This window comes from Pseudomonas marginalis (genome assembly GCF_900105325.1).
In the GTDB taxonomy this organism is placed as follows: domain Bacteria; phylum Pseudomonadota; class Gammaproteobacteria; order Pseudomonadales; family Pseudomonadaceae; genus Aquipseudomonas; species Aquipseudomonas marginalis.
Genome location: NZ_FNSU01000003.1, coordinates 3,405,186 through 3,421,920, shown reverse-complemented (window position 1 = coordinate 3,421,920; position 16,735 = coordinate 3,405,186). Strand labels below are relative to the sequence as shown.

At 57.7% G+C, this 16,735-nt stretch carries 14 protein-coding genes; 13 read left to right on the top strand and 1 reads right to left on the bottom strand.

Annotated elements, in window-relative coordinates; all coding sequences use genetic code 11:
* Positions 1 to 45: 45 nt before the first annotated feature.
* From grpE to BLW22_RS25020, 8 genes are all read left to right on the top strand, one after another.
* Positions 46 to 606, top strand: a complete 561-nt coding sequence (gene grpE / locus BLW22_RS25055) for a nucleotide exchange factor GrpE (RefSeq protein WP_027605357.1) — start codon at positions 46 to 48, stop codon at positions 604 to 606.
* 102 nt (positions 607 to 708) lie between these two features.
* On the top strand, positions 709 to 2,622 hold the full coding sequence (dnaK, locus tag BLW22_RS25050; RefSeq protein ID WP_053137821.1) for a molecular chaperone DnaK: 1,914 nt from the start codon (positions 709 to 711) through the stop codon (positions 2,620 to 2,622).
* Positions 2,623 to 2,940: 318 nt separating this feature from the next.
* Entirely contained in the window at positions 2,941 to 4,065 is a 1,125-nt protein-coding gene (gene dnaJ / locus BLW22_RS25045; protein ID WP_065925314.1) for a molecular chaperone DnaJ, read from the top strand.
* A gap of 10 nt (positions 4,066 to 4,075) precedes the next feature.
* On the top strand, positions 4,076 to 4,882 hold the full coding sequence (gene dapB / locus BLW22_RS25040) for a 4-hydroxy-tetrahydrodipicolinate reductase (RefSeq protein WP_027605360.1): 807 nt from the start codon (positions 4,076 to 4,078) through the stop codon (positions 4,880 to 4,882).
* Positions 4,883 to 5,141: 259 nt separating this feature from the next.
* Positions 5,142 to 6,278, top strand: coding sequence for a glutamine-hydrolyzing carbamoyl-phosphate synthase small subunit (gene carA / locus BLW22_RS25035; protein WP_027605361.1), 1,137 nt, complete (start codon positions 5,142 to 5,144; stop codon positions 6,276 to 6,278).
* Between the two features lie 104 nt (positions 6,279 to 6,382).
* Entirely contained in the window at positions 6,383 to 9,604 is a 3,222-nt protein-coding gene (gene carB, locus BLW22_RS25030; RefSeq protein ID WP_027605362.1) for a carbamoyl-phosphate synthase large subunit, read from the top strand.
* The gene (greA, locus tag BLW22_RS25025) at positions 9,601 to 10,077 is read left to right on the top strand and encodes a transcription elongation factor GreA (protein ID WP_053137809.1); all 477 of its coding nucleotides are present in this window, start codon (positions 9,601 to 9,603) and stop codon (positions 10,075 to 10,077) included. Before carB ends, greA begins: the two co-directional genes overlap by 4 nt.
* Before the next feature lie 28 nt (positions 10,078 to 10,105).
* Positions 10,106 to 10,510 (top strand): MFS transporter, encoded by a 405-nt coding sequence (locus BLW22_RS25020; protein ID WP_074847628.1) that lies wholly within the window; start codon positions 10,106 to 10,108, stop codon positions 10,508 to 10,510.
* A gap of 9 nt (positions 10,511 to 10,519) precedes the next feature.
* On the opposite strand, the gene BLW22_RS25015 is transcribed toward BLW22_RS25020, so the two are convergent.
* Positions 10,520 to 10,828, bottom strand: a complete 309-nt coding sequence (locus BLW22_RS25015; RefSeq protein ID WP_017139256.1) for a YhbY family RNA-binding protein — start codon at positions 10,826 to 10,828, stop codon at positions 10,520 to 10,522.
* A 105-nt stretch (positions 10,829 to 10,933) separates the two neighbouring features.
* Here BLW22_RS25015 and rlmE point away from each other — a divergent pair, with 105 nt between their 5' ends.
* The 5 genes from rlmE (at position 10,934) to tpiA (ending at position 16,731) form a co-directional block, all read left to right on the top strand.
* Positions 10,934 to 11,584, top strand: a complete 651-nt coding sequence (rlmE, locus tag BLW22_RS25010) for a 23S rRNA (uridine(2552)-2'-O)-methyltransferase RlmE (RefSeq protein WP_015885924.1) — start codon at positions 10,934 to 10,936, stop codon at positions 11,582 to 11,584.
* A gap of 200 nt (positions 11,585 to 11,784) precedes the next feature.
* Complete coding sequence (gene ftsH, locus BLW22_RS25005; protein ID WP_027605365.1) at positions 11,785 to 13,695, top strand: ATP-dependent zinc metalloprotease FtsH; 1,911 nt, start codon at positions 11,785 to 11,787, stop codon at positions 13,693 to 13,695.
* Between the two features lie 8 nt (positions 13,696 to 13,703).
* Complete coding sequence (folP, locus tag BLW22_RS25000) at positions 13,704 to 14,555, top strand: dihydropteroate synthase (RefSeq protein ID WP_074847627.1); 852 nt, start codon at positions 13,704 to 13,706, stop codon at positions 14,553 to 14,555.
* 16 nt (positions 14,556 to 14,571) lie between these two features.
* Positions 14,572 to 15,909 (top strand): phosphoglucosamine mutase, encoded by a 1,338-nt coding sequence (gene glmM, locus BLW22_RS24995; RefSeq protein ID WP_065925311.1) that lies wholly within the window; start codon positions 14,572 to 14,574, stop codon positions 15,907 to 15,909.
* A 66-nt stretch (positions 15,910 to 15,975) separates the two neighbouring features.
* On the top strand, positions 15,976 to 16,731 hold the full coding sequence (tpiA, locus tag BLW22_RS24990; protein ID WP_015885920.1) for a triose-phosphate isomerase: 756 nt from the start codon (positions 15,976 to 15,978) through the stop codon (positions 16,729 to 16,731).
* Positions 16,732 to 16,735: the final 4 nt, after the last annotated feature.

Sequence of the window (16,735 nt, the reverse complement as noted above, 5' to 3'; positions counted from 1 at the left end):
AGAAGCGCGAGTTGAGTTCGCGCATGATTTTGAAAGGAGAAATCTATGGCTGACGAACAGACGCAGGATACGCAAACTCCGGACGCCAATTCGGCTGTCGGTGATGAACTGGCAACTCGTGTGCAAGTGCTCGAAGAGCAGTTGGCCGCTGCGCAGGATCAGTCTTTGCGTGTTGCCGCCGATCTGCAGAACGTCCGCCGCCGTGCCGAGCAGGACGTAGAAAAAGCTCACAAGTTCGGGCTGGAGAAGTTCGCGGGCGACCTGCTGCCAATTATTGACAGCCTGGAGCGTGGCCTAGAGTTGTCCAACCCGGATGACGAAAACATCCGCCCGATGCGCGAAGGGATCGAACTGACCCTGAAAATGTTTCAGGACACCCTGAAGCGTTATCAGCTGGAAGCCATTGATCCGCAAGGCGGCGAACCGTTCAGCGCTGAGCTTCACCAGGCCATGGCCATGCAAGAAAGCCACGACCTCGAACCCAACAGTGTGTTGAAAGTGTTCCAGAAGGGCTATCAGCTCAACGGTCGCCTGTTGCGCCCTGCAATGGTGGTAGTGAGCAAGGCTCCTGCACCCGTTGCACCTTCTATTGATGAGCAGGCTTGAAATCCGCCGCAAGGCCCCCATTTATAAGTCAAGCGTTTAAGTGCTACCGCAGTTAGCCACCACTGCTGCGGCAACCAAATTCAAGTTTCGGGAGAGTAAATCATGGGCAAAATTATCGGTATTGACCTGGGGACCACCAACTCCTGCGTCTCCGTGTTGGAAAACGGCGTTGCAAAAGTAATCGAAAACGCCGAAGGCGCGCGTACCACGCCGTCGATCATCGCTTACGCCAACGATGGTGAAATCCTGGTTGGCCAGTCGGCCAAGCGCCAGGCTGTGACCAACCCGCATAACACCCTGTACGCGGTGAAGCGCCTGATCGGTCGTAAGTTCGACGAAGAAGTCGTACAGAAAGACATCAAAATGGTCCCTTACAAGATCGCCAAGGCTGACAACGGTGACGCCTGGGTTGAAGTAAATGGCCAGAAAATGTCGCCACCGCAAATCTCGGCTGAAATCTTGAAGAAGATGAAGAAGACTGCCGAAGATTACCTGGGTGAGACAGTGACTGAGGCGGTGATCACCGTTCCAGCCTATTTCAACGACAGCCAGCGCCAGGCGACCAAAGACGCCGGCCGCATCGCGGGCCTGGATGTAAAACGTATCATCAACGAACCGACCGCAGCTGCTCTGGCTTACGGTATGGACAAGGCCAAGGGCGATCATACCGTGATCGTTTATGACCTGGGTGGCGGTACGTTCGACGTTTCCGTGATCGAGATCGCTGAAGTAGACGGCGAGCACCAGTTCGAAGTGTTGGCCACCAACGGCGACACCTTCCTGGGTGGTGAGGACTTTGACATTCGTCTGATCGACTACCTCGTTGACGAATTCAAGAAAGAAAGCGGCATGAACCTCAAGGGTGACCCTCTGGCGATGCAGCGCCTGAAAGAAGCTGCTGAGAAAGCCAAGATCGAGCTGTCTTCCGCTCAGTCGACCGACGTTAACCTGCCGTACATCACTGCAGACGCCACCGGTCCTAAGCACTTGAACGTGAAGATCTCTCGCGCCAAGTTGGAAGCGCTGGTCGAAGACCTGGTTCAACGCACCATCGAGCCATGCCGCATTGCGCTGAAAGACTCCGGTATTGATGTTGGTGCGATCAACGACGTGATCCTGGTAGGCGGTCAGACCCGTATGCCACTGGTTCAGAAGTTGGTTACCGAGTTCTTCGGCAAAGAAGCACGTAAAGATGTGAACCCGGACGAAGCGGTCGCCATGGGTGCTGCCATCCAGGGCGCGGTATTGGCCGGTGACGTGAAAGACGTGTTGCTGCTGGACGTAAGCCCGCTGACCCTGGGTATCGAAACCATGGGTGGCGTGATGACTGCGCTGATCGAGAAAAACACCACGATTCCTACCAAGAAATCCCAGGTGTTCTCGACGGCTGATGATAACCAGGGTGCTGTGACCATTCACGTGCTGCAAGGTGAGCGTAAGCAGGCTGCTCAGAACAAGTCCCTGGGCAAGTTCGACCTGGCTGAGATTCCACCAGCACCACGTGGCGTGCCACAAATCGAAGTGACCTTTGATATCGACGCCAACGGCATTCTGCACGTAGGTGCGAAAGACAAGGCTACCGGCAAAGAGCAGAAGATCACCATCAAGGCCAACTCCGGTCTTTCTGATGAAGAAATTCAACAGATGATCCGTGATGCTGAAACCAATGCTGAGGCTGACAAGAAGTTCGAAGAGCTGGCAGGTGCCCGCAACCAGGGCGACGCACTGGTTCACTCGACACGCAAAATGATCGCTGATGCTGGCGAGAAAGTGACCGCTGAAGAGAAGGCTGCGATCGAAGCTGCTGTAGTTGCCCTGGAAGCCGCTGTCAAAGGCGACGACAAGGCTGCCATTGAAGCCAAGGTTGAAGAATTGTCGAAAGTCTCCGCGCCAGTGGCTCAAAAAATGTACGCCGAACAGGCTCAGCCAGCTGACGGTGCTGCTCAAAAGGCAGAGCCTGAAGCTAAAGACGATGTTGTCGATGCCGAGTTCGAAGAAGTTACAGACAAGAAGTAAGTTGGTCGCCCGGTTGACCGCTATCAAGCGGTGACTGGTAGGATGTCGCCGCGCGGGAGCTTGCTCCCGCGTTGGCGTGTCTGGGGTATGTGAATTTTTACAGCATGCGACAGCGTTCGGATGTTGGCGGTGTGATCGGGGATGCTCCTGCTTTCCGAGCAATAAATACCGCGTTTTTGGCCGGGTCCCTGGCTAAAAAGTAGTAATGACCAGGATCGTTGAATTGACGTGAGTTGGGTCCGGGCCTGTATTGGGGCTCAACGAGTTTAGCCAGGCTCAGGAGGGTCTGGCTGAACGTCCTTAAGAGTGCAAAGACTTATGGCAAAGCGTGACTATTACGAAGTATTGGGTGTGGAGCGCGGCTCCAGCGAGGCGGACCTGAAAAAGGCTTACCGTCGCCTGGCAATGAAGCACCACCCGGACCGTAATCCGGATAGCAAAGAATCCGAAGATATGTTCAAAGAGGCCAACGAGGCCTACGAATGTTTGTCTGATCCCAACAAGCGTGCGGCCTACGACCAGTATGGACATGCCGGTGTCGATCCGAGCATGGGTGGCGGCGGTGCCGGTTTTGGCGGTCAGAACTTCTCCGATATTTTCGGCGATGTATTCAGTGACTTCTTCGGCGGTGGCCGTGGTGGTCAGCGTGGCGGTGCCCAGCGTGGCAGCGACTTGCGCTACACCCTGGAGTTGAATCTGGAAGAAGCCGTGCGTGGCACCAGCGTTAATATCCGCGTGCCGACGCTGGTTAACTGCAAGCCGTGTGATGGTTCGGGTGCCAAGAAAGGCTCCGCGCCGATTACTTGCCCGACGTGCGGCGGTATCGGCCAGGTGCGTATGCAGCAGGGTTTCTTCTCGGTGCAGCAGACCTGTCCGCGTTGCCATGGGCAGGGCAAGATCATTTCCGATCCGTGCGATTCCTGCCACGGCGAAGGTCGCGTCGAAGAGTACAAGACCCTGGCGGTAAAAGTGCCGGCGGGTGTGGATACCGGAGACCGTATTCGTCTGTCGGGTGAGGGTGAGGCCGGTACCCAGGGCGGTCCGACGGGCGACCTGTACGTGGTGATCAATGTGCGCGAGCACTCGATCTTCCAGCGCGACGGCAAGCACCTGTTCTGTGAAGTGCCGATCAGTTTTGTCGATGCAGCCCTGGGGGGCGAATTGGAGATTCCGACCCTGGACGGTCGGGTCAAGCTCAAGATCCCTGAAGGTACGCAGACCGGCAAGCAGTTCCGTATTCGTGGCAAGGGCGTAGCGCCGGTGCGCGGTGGTGGTGCTGGCGACTTGATGTGTCGTGTGGCCGTGGAGACTCCGGTCAATCTGGGGCGCCGTCAGCGTGAATTGCTTGAGGAATTCCGCAGTTCGCTGGAGGGCGATGACACGCATTCGCCGAAAACCACTGGCTTTTTCGAAGGCGTGAAGCGCTTCTTCGGCGACCTTTAAGGAAGTGAGTATGCGACGTATAGCCGTAATGGGCGCTGCCGGGCGCATGGGCAAGACGCTGGTCGAGGCGGTGCAGCAGCGCTCCCCGGCCTCTGGGCTGACCGCGGCGATTGTTCGTCCCGGTAGCACGTTGATCGGTGCGGATGCGGGTGAGTTGGCTTCGCTGGGGCGTATCGGTGTCTCATTGTCAGGCAGCCTGGAGCAGGTGGCTGACGAATTCGATGTGCTGATCGACTTCACCCTGCCGGAGGTGATGCTGAAAAACCTCGCGTTCTGCCGCAAGGCGGGCAAGGCGATGGTGATTGGTACCACGGGTTTGACTGCGCAGCAGAAGCAGTTGTTGGAGGAGGCGGGCAAGGATATTCCCGTCGTCTTCGCTGCCAACTTCAGTGTCGGCGTGAACCTGTCGCTCAAGTTGCTGGACATGGCGGCGCGGGTGTTGGGGGATGAGGCGGATATCGAGATTATCGAGACGCATCACCGTCACAAGATCGATGCGCCGTCGGGTACCGCGCTGCGCATGGGTGAGGCTATTGCTGATGCGCTGGGGCGTGATCTGTCCAAGGTGGCGGTTTACGGTCGCGAAGGGCATACCGGTGCGCGTGCGCGTGACACCATTGGTTTTGCGACCGTCCGTGGCGGTGATGTGGTGGGCGACCACACGGTATTGTTTGCTACCGAGGGTGAGCGCCTGGAAATTACCCACAAGGCTTCGAGCCGCATGACATTCGCCAAGGGCGCGGTGCGTGCTGCGCTCTGGTTGGAAGGTCGCGAGGCTGGTCTGTACGACATGCGCGATGTGTTGGATCTGCACTAAGCAGTAGCTAAAACCGGGCCTCGGGATTATCCTAAGGCCCCGTTTTTACCCGCTAAGCGACGTCCCGTCGCATTCTCCTGCCTTTAAGGCTCATTAGCGGTGGACCAAAAAAGCCTTTTTCTGTAAGCTACAGCTTTAGTGTGTCCACTAAAAGCGCGCAGAATAATTCAGTGAAGAAGCGGGGTGACGTGTCCATACGTCACTCCGCTTTTTTACAACCTGCGATCGCCCTTTCAGGCTTTATTTACGGGAGGTCTTCTTGACTAAGCCAGCCATACTCGCCCTTGCTGATGGCAGCATTTTTCGCGGCGAAGCCATTGGAGCCGACGGTCAAACCGTTGGAGAGGTGGTGTTTAACACCGCCATGACCGGCTATCAGGAAATCCTTACCGATCCTTCCTACGCCCAACAGATAGTTACCCTGACCTATCCGCACATCGGCAACACCGGTACTACGCCGGAAGACGTTGAGTCTGATCGTGTCTGGTCGGCGGGTCTGGTCATTCGTGATCTGCCACTGGTTGCGAGCAACTGGCGTAACACGATGTCGCTGTCCGATTACCTGAAAGCCAACAACGTTGTGGCGATCGCCGGTATCGATACGCGCCGCCTGACGCGCATCCTGCGTGAAAAGGGCTCGCAGAATGGCTGCATCATGGTCGGTGACAATATTTCCGAAGCCGCGGCGATTGCTGCAGCGCAAGGCTTCCCAGGCCTGAAAGGCATGGACCTGGCGAAAGTCGTCAGCACCAAGGAGCAGTACGAGTGGCGCTCCACTGTCTGGGACTTGAAGACCGACAGCCACGAGACTATCGAAGCGGCTGACCTGCCGTATCACGTGGTCGCATACGACTACGGCGTCAAGTACAACATCCTGCGTATGCTGGTCGAGCGTGGGTGCCGCGTGACCGTGGTGCCGGCGCAAACGCCTGCCAGCGACGTGCTGGCCCTGCAACCTGACGGCGTGTTCCTGTCCAACGGCCCGGGTGATCCGGAGCCTTGTGACTACGCCATCCAGGCCATCAAGGAAGTGCTGGAAACCGAGATTCCGGTATTTGGCATCTGCCTCGGTCACCAGCTGCTGGCGCTGGCCTCCGGTGCCAAGACCCTGAAAATGGGTCATGGTCATCACGGCGCCAACCACCCTGTGCAGGACCTGGACACCGGCGTTGTGATGATCACCAGCCAGAACCACGGTTTTGCGGTGGATGAAGCGACCTTGCCGAGCAATGTCCGCGCGATTCACAAGTCGTTGTTCGACGGTTCCCTGCAGGGTATCGAGCGTACTGACAAGAGCGCGTTCAGCTTCCAGGGCCACCCTGAAGCAAGCCCGGGCCCGAACGACGTAGCACCGCTGTTCGACCGTTTCATCAATGAGATGGCCAAGCGACGCTGACTGAGCGGCCTGCGGGCGGCCCCTACCTTGGTGGCCCCTGCAGGCTCTTCGAAGATTGTTCAAGACGGCTTGCCGACTGACCTGCGGATTTGAGTGACAAACCCATGCCAAAACGTACAGACATAAAAAGCATCCTGATTCTCGGCGCTGGCCCGATCGTTATCGGCCAGGCCTGCGAATTCGACTACTCCGGCGCCCAGGCCTGTAAAGCCCTGCGCGAAGAGGGTTACCGCGTCATCCTGGTGAACTCCAACCCGGCCACCATCATGACCGATCCGGACATGGCCGACGCTACCTACATCGAGCCGATCAAGTGGCAGACGGTTGCCAAGATCATCGAGAAAGAGCGTCCGGACGCACTGCTGCCGACCATGGGCGGCCAGACTGCATTGAACTGCGCCCTGGACCTGGAGCGCGAAGGCGTCCTGGAAAAATTCGGCGTAGAGATGATCGGCGCCAACGCCGACACCATCGACAAGGCTGAAGACCGTTCGCGCTTCGACAAGGCCATGAAGTCCATCGGCCTTGACTGTCCGCGCTCCGGTATCGCCCACAGCATGGAGGAGGCCAACGCAGTTCTCGAAAAGCTGGGCTTCCCGTGCATTATCCGTCCGTCCTTCACCATGGGCGGCACCGGTGGTGGCATTGCCTACAACCGTGAAGAGTTCGAAGAAATCTGCGCCCGTGGCCTGGACCTGTCTCCGACCAAAGAGCTGCTGATCGACGAATCCCTGATTGGCTGGAAAGAGTATGAGATGGAGGTTGTCCGCGACAAAAAGGACAATTGCATCATCGTCTGCTCCATCGAAAACTTCGACCCGATGGGTGTGCACACCGGTGACTCGATCACCGTTGCTCCGGCGCAGACCCTGACGGACAAGGAATACCAGATCATGCGTAACGCCTCTTTGGCGGTATTGCGTGAGATCGGCGTTGAAACCGGTGGTTCCAACGTTCAGTTCGGCATCTGCCCGGACACCGGCCGCATGGTCGTGATCGAGATGAACCCGCGTGTATCGCGTTCTTCGGCGCTGGCATCGAAAGCGACCGGTTTCCCGATTGCGCGTATCGCCGCCAAGCTGGCTATCGGTTACACCCTGGACGAACTGCAAAACGAAATCACGGGCGGCGCTACGCCGGCGTCCTTCGAGCCGTCCATCGACTATGTCGTGACCAAGCTGCCACGCTTTGCCTTCGAGAAGTTCGCCAAGGCCGACGCGCGCCTGACCACCCAGATGAAGTCGGTGGGTGAGGTCATGGCTATCGGCCGGACCTTCCAGGAGTCCTTGCAGAAAGCCCTGCGTGGCCTGGAAGTGGGCGTTTGCGGCCTGGACGAGAAGCTCGACCTGAGCAATCCGGAAAGCATGAGCATCCTCAAGCGTGAGCTGACCGTACCGGGCGCCGAGCGTATCTGGTATGTGGCTGATGCCTTCCGCGCCGGCATGACTGTCGAAGACATCTTTGGCATGAACATGATCGATCCGTGGTTCCTGGTGCAGATCGAAGATCTGATCAAGGAAGAGGAGAAGGTCAAGACCTTGGGTCTGGCCAGCATCGACCGCGACATGATGTTCCGCCTCAAGCGCAAAGGCTTCTCCGACCAGCGCCTGGCCAAGCTGCTGGGTGTGACCGAGAAAAACCTGCGCACGCATCGCCACAAGCTGGAGATCTTCCCGGTCTACAAGCGCGTTGACACCTGTGCCGCCGAGTTCGCCACCGACACTGCGTACCTGTACTCCACCTACGAGGAAGAGTGCGAGGCCGCGCCGTCGGGCCGCGACAAGATTATCATCCTGGGCGGTGGTCCGAACCGTATCGGCCAGGGTATCGAATTCGACTATTGCTGCGTACACGCCGCCCTCGCGCTGCGCGAAGACGGGTACGAGACCATCATGGTCAACTGCAACCCGGAAACTGTTTCCACTGACTACGACACTTCAGACCGTCTGTACTTCGAGCCGGTAACGTTGGAAGACGTGTTGGAAATCTGTCGTGTCGAGAAACCAAAAGGTGTGATCGTCCAGTACGGCGGCCAAACCCCGCTGAAACTGGCGCGTGCCCTTGAGGCTGCCGGCGTGCCAATCATCGGCACCAGCCCAGACGCCATCGACCGTGCCGAAGACCGTGAGCGCTTCCAGCAAATGGTTGAGCGCCTGAACCTGCGCCAGCCGCCAAACGCTACCGTGCGCAGCGAAGACGAGGCCATCCGTGCAGCCAGCAAGATCGGCTACCCGCTGGTGGTGCGTCCGTCCTACGTACTGGGCGGCCGAGCCATGGAAATCGTCTACGAAGAAGAAGAGCTCAAGCGTTACCTGCGTGATGCGGTAAAAGTGTCCAACGACAGCCCGGTGCTTCTGGACCACTTCCTCAACTGCGCCATCGAAATGGACGTGGATGCAGTTTGCGACGGTACCGACGTGGTCATCGGCGCGATCATGCAGCACATCGAGCAGGCGGGCGTTCACTCCGGTGACTCCGCGTGCTCGCTGCCGCCGTACTCGTTGCCTGCACATATCCAGGATGAGATGCGCGAGCAGGTCAAGAAAATGGCCTTGGAGTTGGGTGTTGTCGGCCTGATGAACGTACAGTTGGCGCTGCAGGGCGAAGACATCTACGTCATTGAAGTCAACCCGCGTGCTTCGCGTACCGTGCCGTTCGTTTCCAAGTGCATCGGCGTGTCCCTGGCCATGATCGCTGCGCGTGTGATGGCTGGTAAGACCCTGAAGGAAATTGGCTTCACCAAGGAAATCATTCCGAACTTCTACAGTGTGAAAGAGGCAGTGTTCCCATTTGCCAAATTCCCTGGTGTGGACCCGATCCTGGGCCCGGAGATGAAGTCCACCGGTGAAGTGATGGGCGTGGGCGACACCTTCGGTGAAGCGTTCGCCAAGGCCCAGATGGGCGCCAGCGAAGTGCTGCCGACCGGCGGTACTGCGTTTATCAGTGTGCGTGATGATGACAAGCCGCTGGTTGCAGGCGTGGCCCGTGATCTGATCAACTTGGGTTTTGAAATCGTGGCAACTGCCGGGACCGCCAAGCTGATCGAAGCGGCCGGCTTGAAAGTGCGCCGCGTGAACAAGGTGACGGAAGGCCGTCCGCATGTGGTCGACATGATCAAGAATGATGAAGTCACGCTGATCATCAATACCACCGAAGGTCGCCAGTCGATCGCGGATTCCTACTCCATTCGCCGTAATGCCTTGCAGCACAAGATCTACTGCACCACCACTATTGCTGCTGGCGAAGCTATCTGCGAAGCGCTCAAGTTCGGTCCGGAAAAGACCGTGCGTCGCTTGCAGGATCTACACGCAGGATTGAAGGCATGATCAAATACCCAATGACCGTCCAGGGCGCCAAGGCCCTGGAAGAGGAGCACGCCCATCTGACCAAGGTCGTACGTCCAAAGCTGAGCCAGGACATCGGTACGGCCCGCGAGCTGGGTGACTTGAAGGAAAACGCCGAATACCACGCTGCTCGTGAGCAGCAGGGTATGGTCGAGGCGCGGATCCGTGACATCGAAGGCCGTATGCAGAATGCGGTGATCATCGACGTCACGACTATTCCGCACACGGGCAAGGTGATTTTCGGCACCACCGTGGAGATCGCCAACGTCGAGACTGACGAGAGCGTGGTCTACCACATCGTGGGAGAGGACGAGGCTGACTTCAAGCTCGGCAAGATCTCCGTCGGCTCACCACTGGCCCGTGCCTTGATCGCCAAGGAAGAGGGGGATGTGGTGTCTGTCAAAACGCCAGGCGGTGTGATCGAGTACGAGATTGTTGAAGTTCGTCACATCTGAAAGGCGGCGCCCGCTTCGTGCGGGCGCCATGCTTTGGCAGCTTGCCCAGATGCTTTGGGTGGGCGGCCTATGGTTGTTACATCTTGGTGTATTGCCGGTGCTGGGCGTGATTGGCCTGGCTCCGTTGCTGATCGATGAAATCGATGGATTACTGAGTGCGCTGCTGGTGGGTTTCGCGGCGGCGTGCGTAGCGCTTCAGGCGTTGGTGCTGGTCAAGGCTGAAGGCTTGGAGAGTCTGTGGCGGGATATTCGCGGCCAACTGCTGTTGATGGCGCTGTATGCGTGTGCAATGTATTGCATTGTGCATGTCTGGCTGCCGGAAGCGTTGCGCTGGCAGCTATTCAGCTATCTTGTGCTAGGGTTCTCGGGCCTGGTGCTGGTTATGCAGCCTGCTCCGGGATGGAGTGGCGGGGCGCGCGAAGCACGCCCGTGACCCTTTGTATTACTTGAAGCGGTGTACGTTCGACAGTTGCTTGTTGACGCTGAAGTTCTTGCGATACAGCAGCGCCATCTTGCCGATGACCTGAACCAGGTCCGCCTTGCCAACCTTGCACAGTTCTGCAATGGCGGCCAGGCGTGCTTCGCGGTCAAGGATGTTGACCTTGATCTTGATCAGTTCGTGATCGCCCAGTGCGCGTTCAAGTTCGGCTAACACACCTTCAGTCAAACCGTTGTCTGCCACAATCAGAACTGGTTTCAGATGGTGGCCAATGGATTTGTACTGTTTCTTCTGCTCTTGAGTGAGCGGCATAATCTGACCCCTGCGTCTGATCTTGTAAAAAGCGGCGGCCAGTTTACCCGAGCGAGTCCGGGACCGCCCAGTTAATCACGACCCGTTTTATTTTCGAGGTGGCCCGTGGCCCGTTCCAAAACTAGCCTTAAGTGGCTGCAAGAGCATTTCAACGATCCTTACGTCAAAAAGGCGCAAAAGGATGGCTATCGTTCCCGGGCCAGCTACAAGCTGTTGGAGATCCAGGACAAGGACAAGTTGATTCGTCCAGGCATGAGCGTCATCGATCTTGGCGCGGCCCCCGGTGGCTGGTCCCAGGTGACCAGTCGTCTGATTGGTGGTCAAGGTCGCCTGATTGCTTCCGACATCCTGGAAATGGACAGCATCCCGGACGTGACCTTTGTTCATGGAGACTTTACCCAGGACACAGTGCTCGCCCAGATCCTTGAGGCTGTGGGAAATTCGCAGGTAGACCTTGTGATTTCCGACATGGCCCCCAATATGAGTGGGTTACCGGCCGTCGATATGCCACGAGCCATGTTCCTTTGCGAATTGGCGCTGGATTTGGCGGGTCGGGTGTTGCGTCCCGGTGGCGATTTCCTGGTGAAGGTGTTCCAGGGAGAGGGTTTCGACGAGTACCACAAGAACATCCGCAAGTTGTTCGACAAGGTGCAGACGCGTAAACCAGACTCTTCCCGGGACCGGTCCAGGGAGCAATACCTGCTGTGCCGCGGCTTCCGTGGCGTCGAAGGCGCGGCGAGTGAAGAGCGTTTTTGAGGAATTCGAGGAGGGCGATAGGTTTTTTTATATCGCTTTCGTCACGAAGCTTTACGAATATTGTGTAGTCAAAGTTTCACAAAGGGTTACAGACGGCGCCTGCCAGAGTTGTAGGTAATGTAGTAAGTTAGGCCGGTGAATATCATGCGAAGCGCGCGCCAGTAGCGGAGCTTGCTTCAGAGGGTAGTTAATTGAACGATATGGCAAAGAATCTGATCCTGTGGTTGATCATCGCGGCTGTCCTCGTGACGGTGATGAACAACTTCTCCAGCCCTAACGAGCCGCAGACCCTCAACTATTCCGACTTCATCCAGCAAGTTAAGGATGGCAAGGTCGAGCGCGTAGCGGTTGATGGCTACGTGATCACCGGCAAACGCAACGATGGCGATAGCTTCAAGACCATTCGTCCGGCAATTCAGGACAACGGTCTGATCGGCGACCTGGTGGATAACCACGTGGTTGTCGAAGGCAAGCAGCCTGAGCAGCAGAGCATCTGGACTCAACTCCTGGTGGCAAGCTTCCCGATCCTGGTGATCATTGCCGTGTTCATGTTCTTCATGCGCCAGATGCAAGGCGGTGCGGGAGGCAAGGGCGGGCCGATGAGCTTCGGCAAGAGCAAGGCGCGCCTGCTCTCTGAAGATCAGGTGAAGACCACCCTGGCTGACGTAGCGGGTTGCGACGAAGCCAAGGAAGAAGTCGGCGAGTTGGTTGAGTTCTTGCGCGATCCAGGCAAATTCCAGCGCCTGGGTGGCCGTATTCCTCGCGGCGTGCTGATGGTCGGCCCTCCAGGTACCGGTAAAACCTTGCTGGCCAAGGCCATTGCCGGCGAAGCCAAGGTACCGTTCTTCACCATTTCCGGTTCTGACTTTGTTGAAATGTTCGTCGGTGTCGGTGCGAGCCGCGTTCGCGACATGTTCGAACAGGCCAAGAAGCATGCGCCATGCATCATCTTCATCGATGAAATCGACGCCGTTGGTCGCCATCGTGGTGCTGGCATGGGCGGTGGTCATGATGAGCGTGAGCAAACCCTCAACCAGTTGCTGGTCGAGATGGATGGTTTCGAGATGAATGACGGCATCATCGTCATCGCGGCAACCAACCGTCCGGACGTGCTGGATCCTGCGCTGTTGCGTCCAGGCCGCTTTGACCGCCAGGTGGTGGTTGGCCTGCCGGACATCCGTGGGCGCGAACAAATCCTGAAAGTGCACATGCGCAAAGTGCCAATGGGCGACGACGTTGCACCGGCTGTGATTGCCCGTGGTACCCCGGGGTTCTCGGGTGCTGACCTGGCTAACCTGGTGAACGAGGCTTCGCTGTTTGCAGCCCGTACCGGCAAGCGCATCGTTGAAATGAAAGAGTTCGAGCTGGCGAAAGACAAGATCATGATGGGCGCTGAGCGTAAATCCATGGTCATGTCCGAAAAAGAGAAGCAGAACACTGCTTACCACGAAGCCGGCCACGCTATTGTGGGGCGTGTCGTGCCTGAGCATGACCCGGTCTACAAAGTGTCGATCATTCCTCGTGGTCGCGCCTTGGGTGTCACCATGTTCCTGCCGGAAGAGGATCGTTACAGCCTCTCCAAGCGTGCGCTGATTAGCCAGATCTGCTCGCTGTACGGCGGTCGAATTGCTGAAGAAATGACCTTGGGCTTCGACGGCGTGACCACTGGGGCTTCCAACGACATCATGCGCGCCAGCCAGATTGCGCGGAACATGGTGACCAAGTGGGGCTTGTCGGAAAAACTCGGTCCTTTGATGTACGCCGAGGAAGAAGGTGAAGTATTCCTGGGGCGTGGCGGCGGTGGTCAAAACGCCAGTTTCTCTGGTGAGACAGCCAAGCTGATCGATTCTGAGGTGCGCAGTATCATTGACCAGTGCTATGGCACGGCCAAGCAGATCCTTACCGATAATCGCGACAAGCTTGATGCAATGGCTGATGCATTGATGAAGTACGAGACCATCGATGCAGACCAGATCGACGACATTATGGCCGGTCGGGCGCCTCGTGAGCCTCGTGATTGGGAAGGTGGTTCGGGTACTTCGGGCACCCCGCCAGTGGTTCAGAACGAACGTCCTGAAACCCCAATCGGTGGCCCGGCAGCTGACCATTAAGGTTTGAAATGACTTTTGCTTCGTCCTCCCCCCGGTTGCCTTGCGGCAACCGGGTTCTTGATTTGGCCCATACGCATGTCATGGGCATTCTTAATGTAACCCCTGACTCCTTTTCCGATGGTGGCCGCTTCAGCCAGCTTGATGCTGCATTGCGCCACGCAGAAGCTATGGTGGCGGCTGGCGCGACCTTGATTGATGTGGGCGGTGAATCGACTCGGCCTGGTGCTCGCGCAGTTTCTCCTTTGGAGGAGTTGGAGCGCGTGGCGCCGATTGTCGAGCGCATCGCTCGAGAGTTGGATGTGATCATTTCGGTTGATACCTCCACCCCGGCCGTGATGCGTGAGACTGCGCGATTAGGTGCCGGCTTGATCAACGATGTGCGGTCCCTGCGGCGCGACGGTGCCCTGGATGCAGCCGCAGCTACCGGTTTGCCGGTGTGTTTGATGCATATGCTGGGTGAGCCCGGCAATATGCAGGACAGCCCGCACTATGATGACCTGGTTGGTGAAGTGAGTGGTTTTCTCTCCGAGCGCGTTGCCCAGTGCGTCGCGGTAGGTATTGCGCCGGAAAAGATCATCCTTGATCCGGGGTTTGGTTTCGCCAAGACCCTGCAACACAATTTGAGTTTGTTCAAGCACATGGAGTCCTTGCACGCCCTTGGTCGGCCCCTGTTGGTCGGTGTTTCGCGCAAGAGCATGATAGGGCTGGCATTGAGCCGTCCGGTGGGTGAGCGGTTGTACGGCGGTCTTGCACTGGCGGCGCTCGCGGTGACCAAGGGTGCGCGCATCTTGCGTGTGCATGACGTTGCTGAGACCGTGGATGTGGTACGCATGATTGCAGCTGTGGAATCAGCCGAATAAGAATGATGGAGCACTTATGACTAAAAAATACTTTGGCACCGACGGTATCCGTGGTCGGGTCGGCGAGTTTCCGATTACTCCTGATTTCATGCTCAAGCTTGGATGGGCGGCGGGTATGGCGTTCCGCAGCATGGGGGCGTGTCGCATCCTGGTGGGCAAGGACACCCGGATTTCGGGGTACATGTTTGAATCAGCGCTTGAGGCCGGCTTATCCGCCGCAGGCGCCGATGTGATGTTGCTGGGGCCAATGCCGACGCCCGCGATTGCATACCTGACGCGTACCTTTCACGCTGAGGCCGGTATTGTGATCAGTGCTTCGCACAATCCACACGACGACAACGGCATCAAGTTCTTCTCCGGCCAGGGCACCAAGTTGCCGGATGAGATTGAGCTGATGATCGAAGAATTGTTGGATACGCCGATGACCGTGGTCGAGTCCAGCAAGCTGGGCAAGGTGTCACGTATCAATGACGCGTCTGGTCGTTATATCGAGTTCTGCAAGAGCAGTGTGCCAACCAGCACCAATTTTGCCGGCCTGAAGATTGTTGTCGACTGCGCCCATGGTGCGACCTACAAAGTCGCGCCAAGCGTATTCAAGGAGTTGGGCGCAGACGTGACAGTGCTGTCGGCTCAGCCCAACGGATTGAACATCAACGAAAACTGCGGCTCCACCCATATGGAGCAGTTGCAAGCCGCTGTCCTGGCCGAGCATGCCGACCTCGGGATTGCCTTCGACGGTGACGGCGACCGTGTGCTGATGGTCGACCACACGGGTGCCGTGGTCGATGGCGATGATCTGTTGTTCATCATTGCCCGTGACCTGCATGAGCGTAACAAGCTGCAAGGCGGTGTCGTCGGTACGCTGATGAGCAACCTGGGGCTTGAGCTGGCGTTGGCAGACCTGGGTATTCCTTTTGTTCGCGCCAACGTCGGTGACCGGTATGTGATCGCCGAGCTGCTGGAGCGTAACTGGCAGGTAGGTGGTGAGAACTCCGGGCACGTGGTGTGCTTCCAGCACACCACCACCGGTGACGCGATTATTGCGGCGTTGCAGGTGCTATTGGCTTTGCGTCGCCGCGAAGAGAGCCTGGCCCAGGCGCGTCAGGCTTTGCGCAAATGCCCGCAAGTATTGCTGAACGTGCGTTTCGCAGGTGGGGAAAACCCGATCGAGCACCCTGCTGTCAAAGAGGCTTGCGAGCGCGCGACCCTGGCAATGGCTGGTCGTGGACGGGTATTGCTACGCAAGTCCGGCACAGAGCCTTTGGTGCGCGTCATGGTCGAAGGTGACGACGAAATACAGGTTCGCGGTCATGCCGAGGACCTGGCAAAACTGGTAACTGAAGTTTGCGCCTGAATTCGGCTTGCCAGTGATGATGTGGTTGGGTAACATCTGCGCCCACTTTGACCGACGAGGTACAGCATGCGTCGCACTATGGTAGCTGGTAACTGGAAGATGCACGGTACCCGCGCCAGTGTCGCTGAGCTGATCAATGGCCTTCGTCACTTGGCCTTGCCTAGCGGTGTTGATATCGCGGTGTTCCCGCCTTGCTTGCATATCACCCAAGTGGTGGATGGCTTGAAAGGTAAGTCGATTCAGGTCGGCGCGCAGAACTCCGCGGTGGAAGCCATGCAAGGTGCGTTGACCGGTGAGATTGCACCGAGTCAGCTGGTTGATGCGGGTTGTTCCTATGTGCTTGTCGGGCACTCCGAGCGCCGTCAGATGATGGGCGAGCGTGATGGGACACTCAATCGCAAGTTCGCAGCAGCGCAGGCTTGTGGCTTGATTCCGGTGTTGTGTATTGGGGAGACCCTTGAGCAGCGTGAATCGGGCAAGACTCTTGAGGTTGTCTCGCGTCAGCTTGGCAGCATCATCGAGGAGCTGGGTGTTGGTGCGTTCGCAAAGGCGGTAATTGCTTACGAGCCGGTCTGGGCCATTGGCACCGGGCTGACTGCTACACCGCAACAGGCGCAGGATGTGCACGCAGCCATCCGTGCTCAGTTAGCGGCAGAGAATTCTGAAGTCGCACAAGGTGTGCGGCTTCTATACGGCGGCAGCGTGAAGGCGGCCAATGCGGTCGAACTGTTCGGCATGCCGGATATCGATGGGGGGCTCATTGGTGGAGCTTCCCTGAATGCAGATGAGTTCGGTGCGATTTGTCGCGCCGCGGGAAACTGAAAAA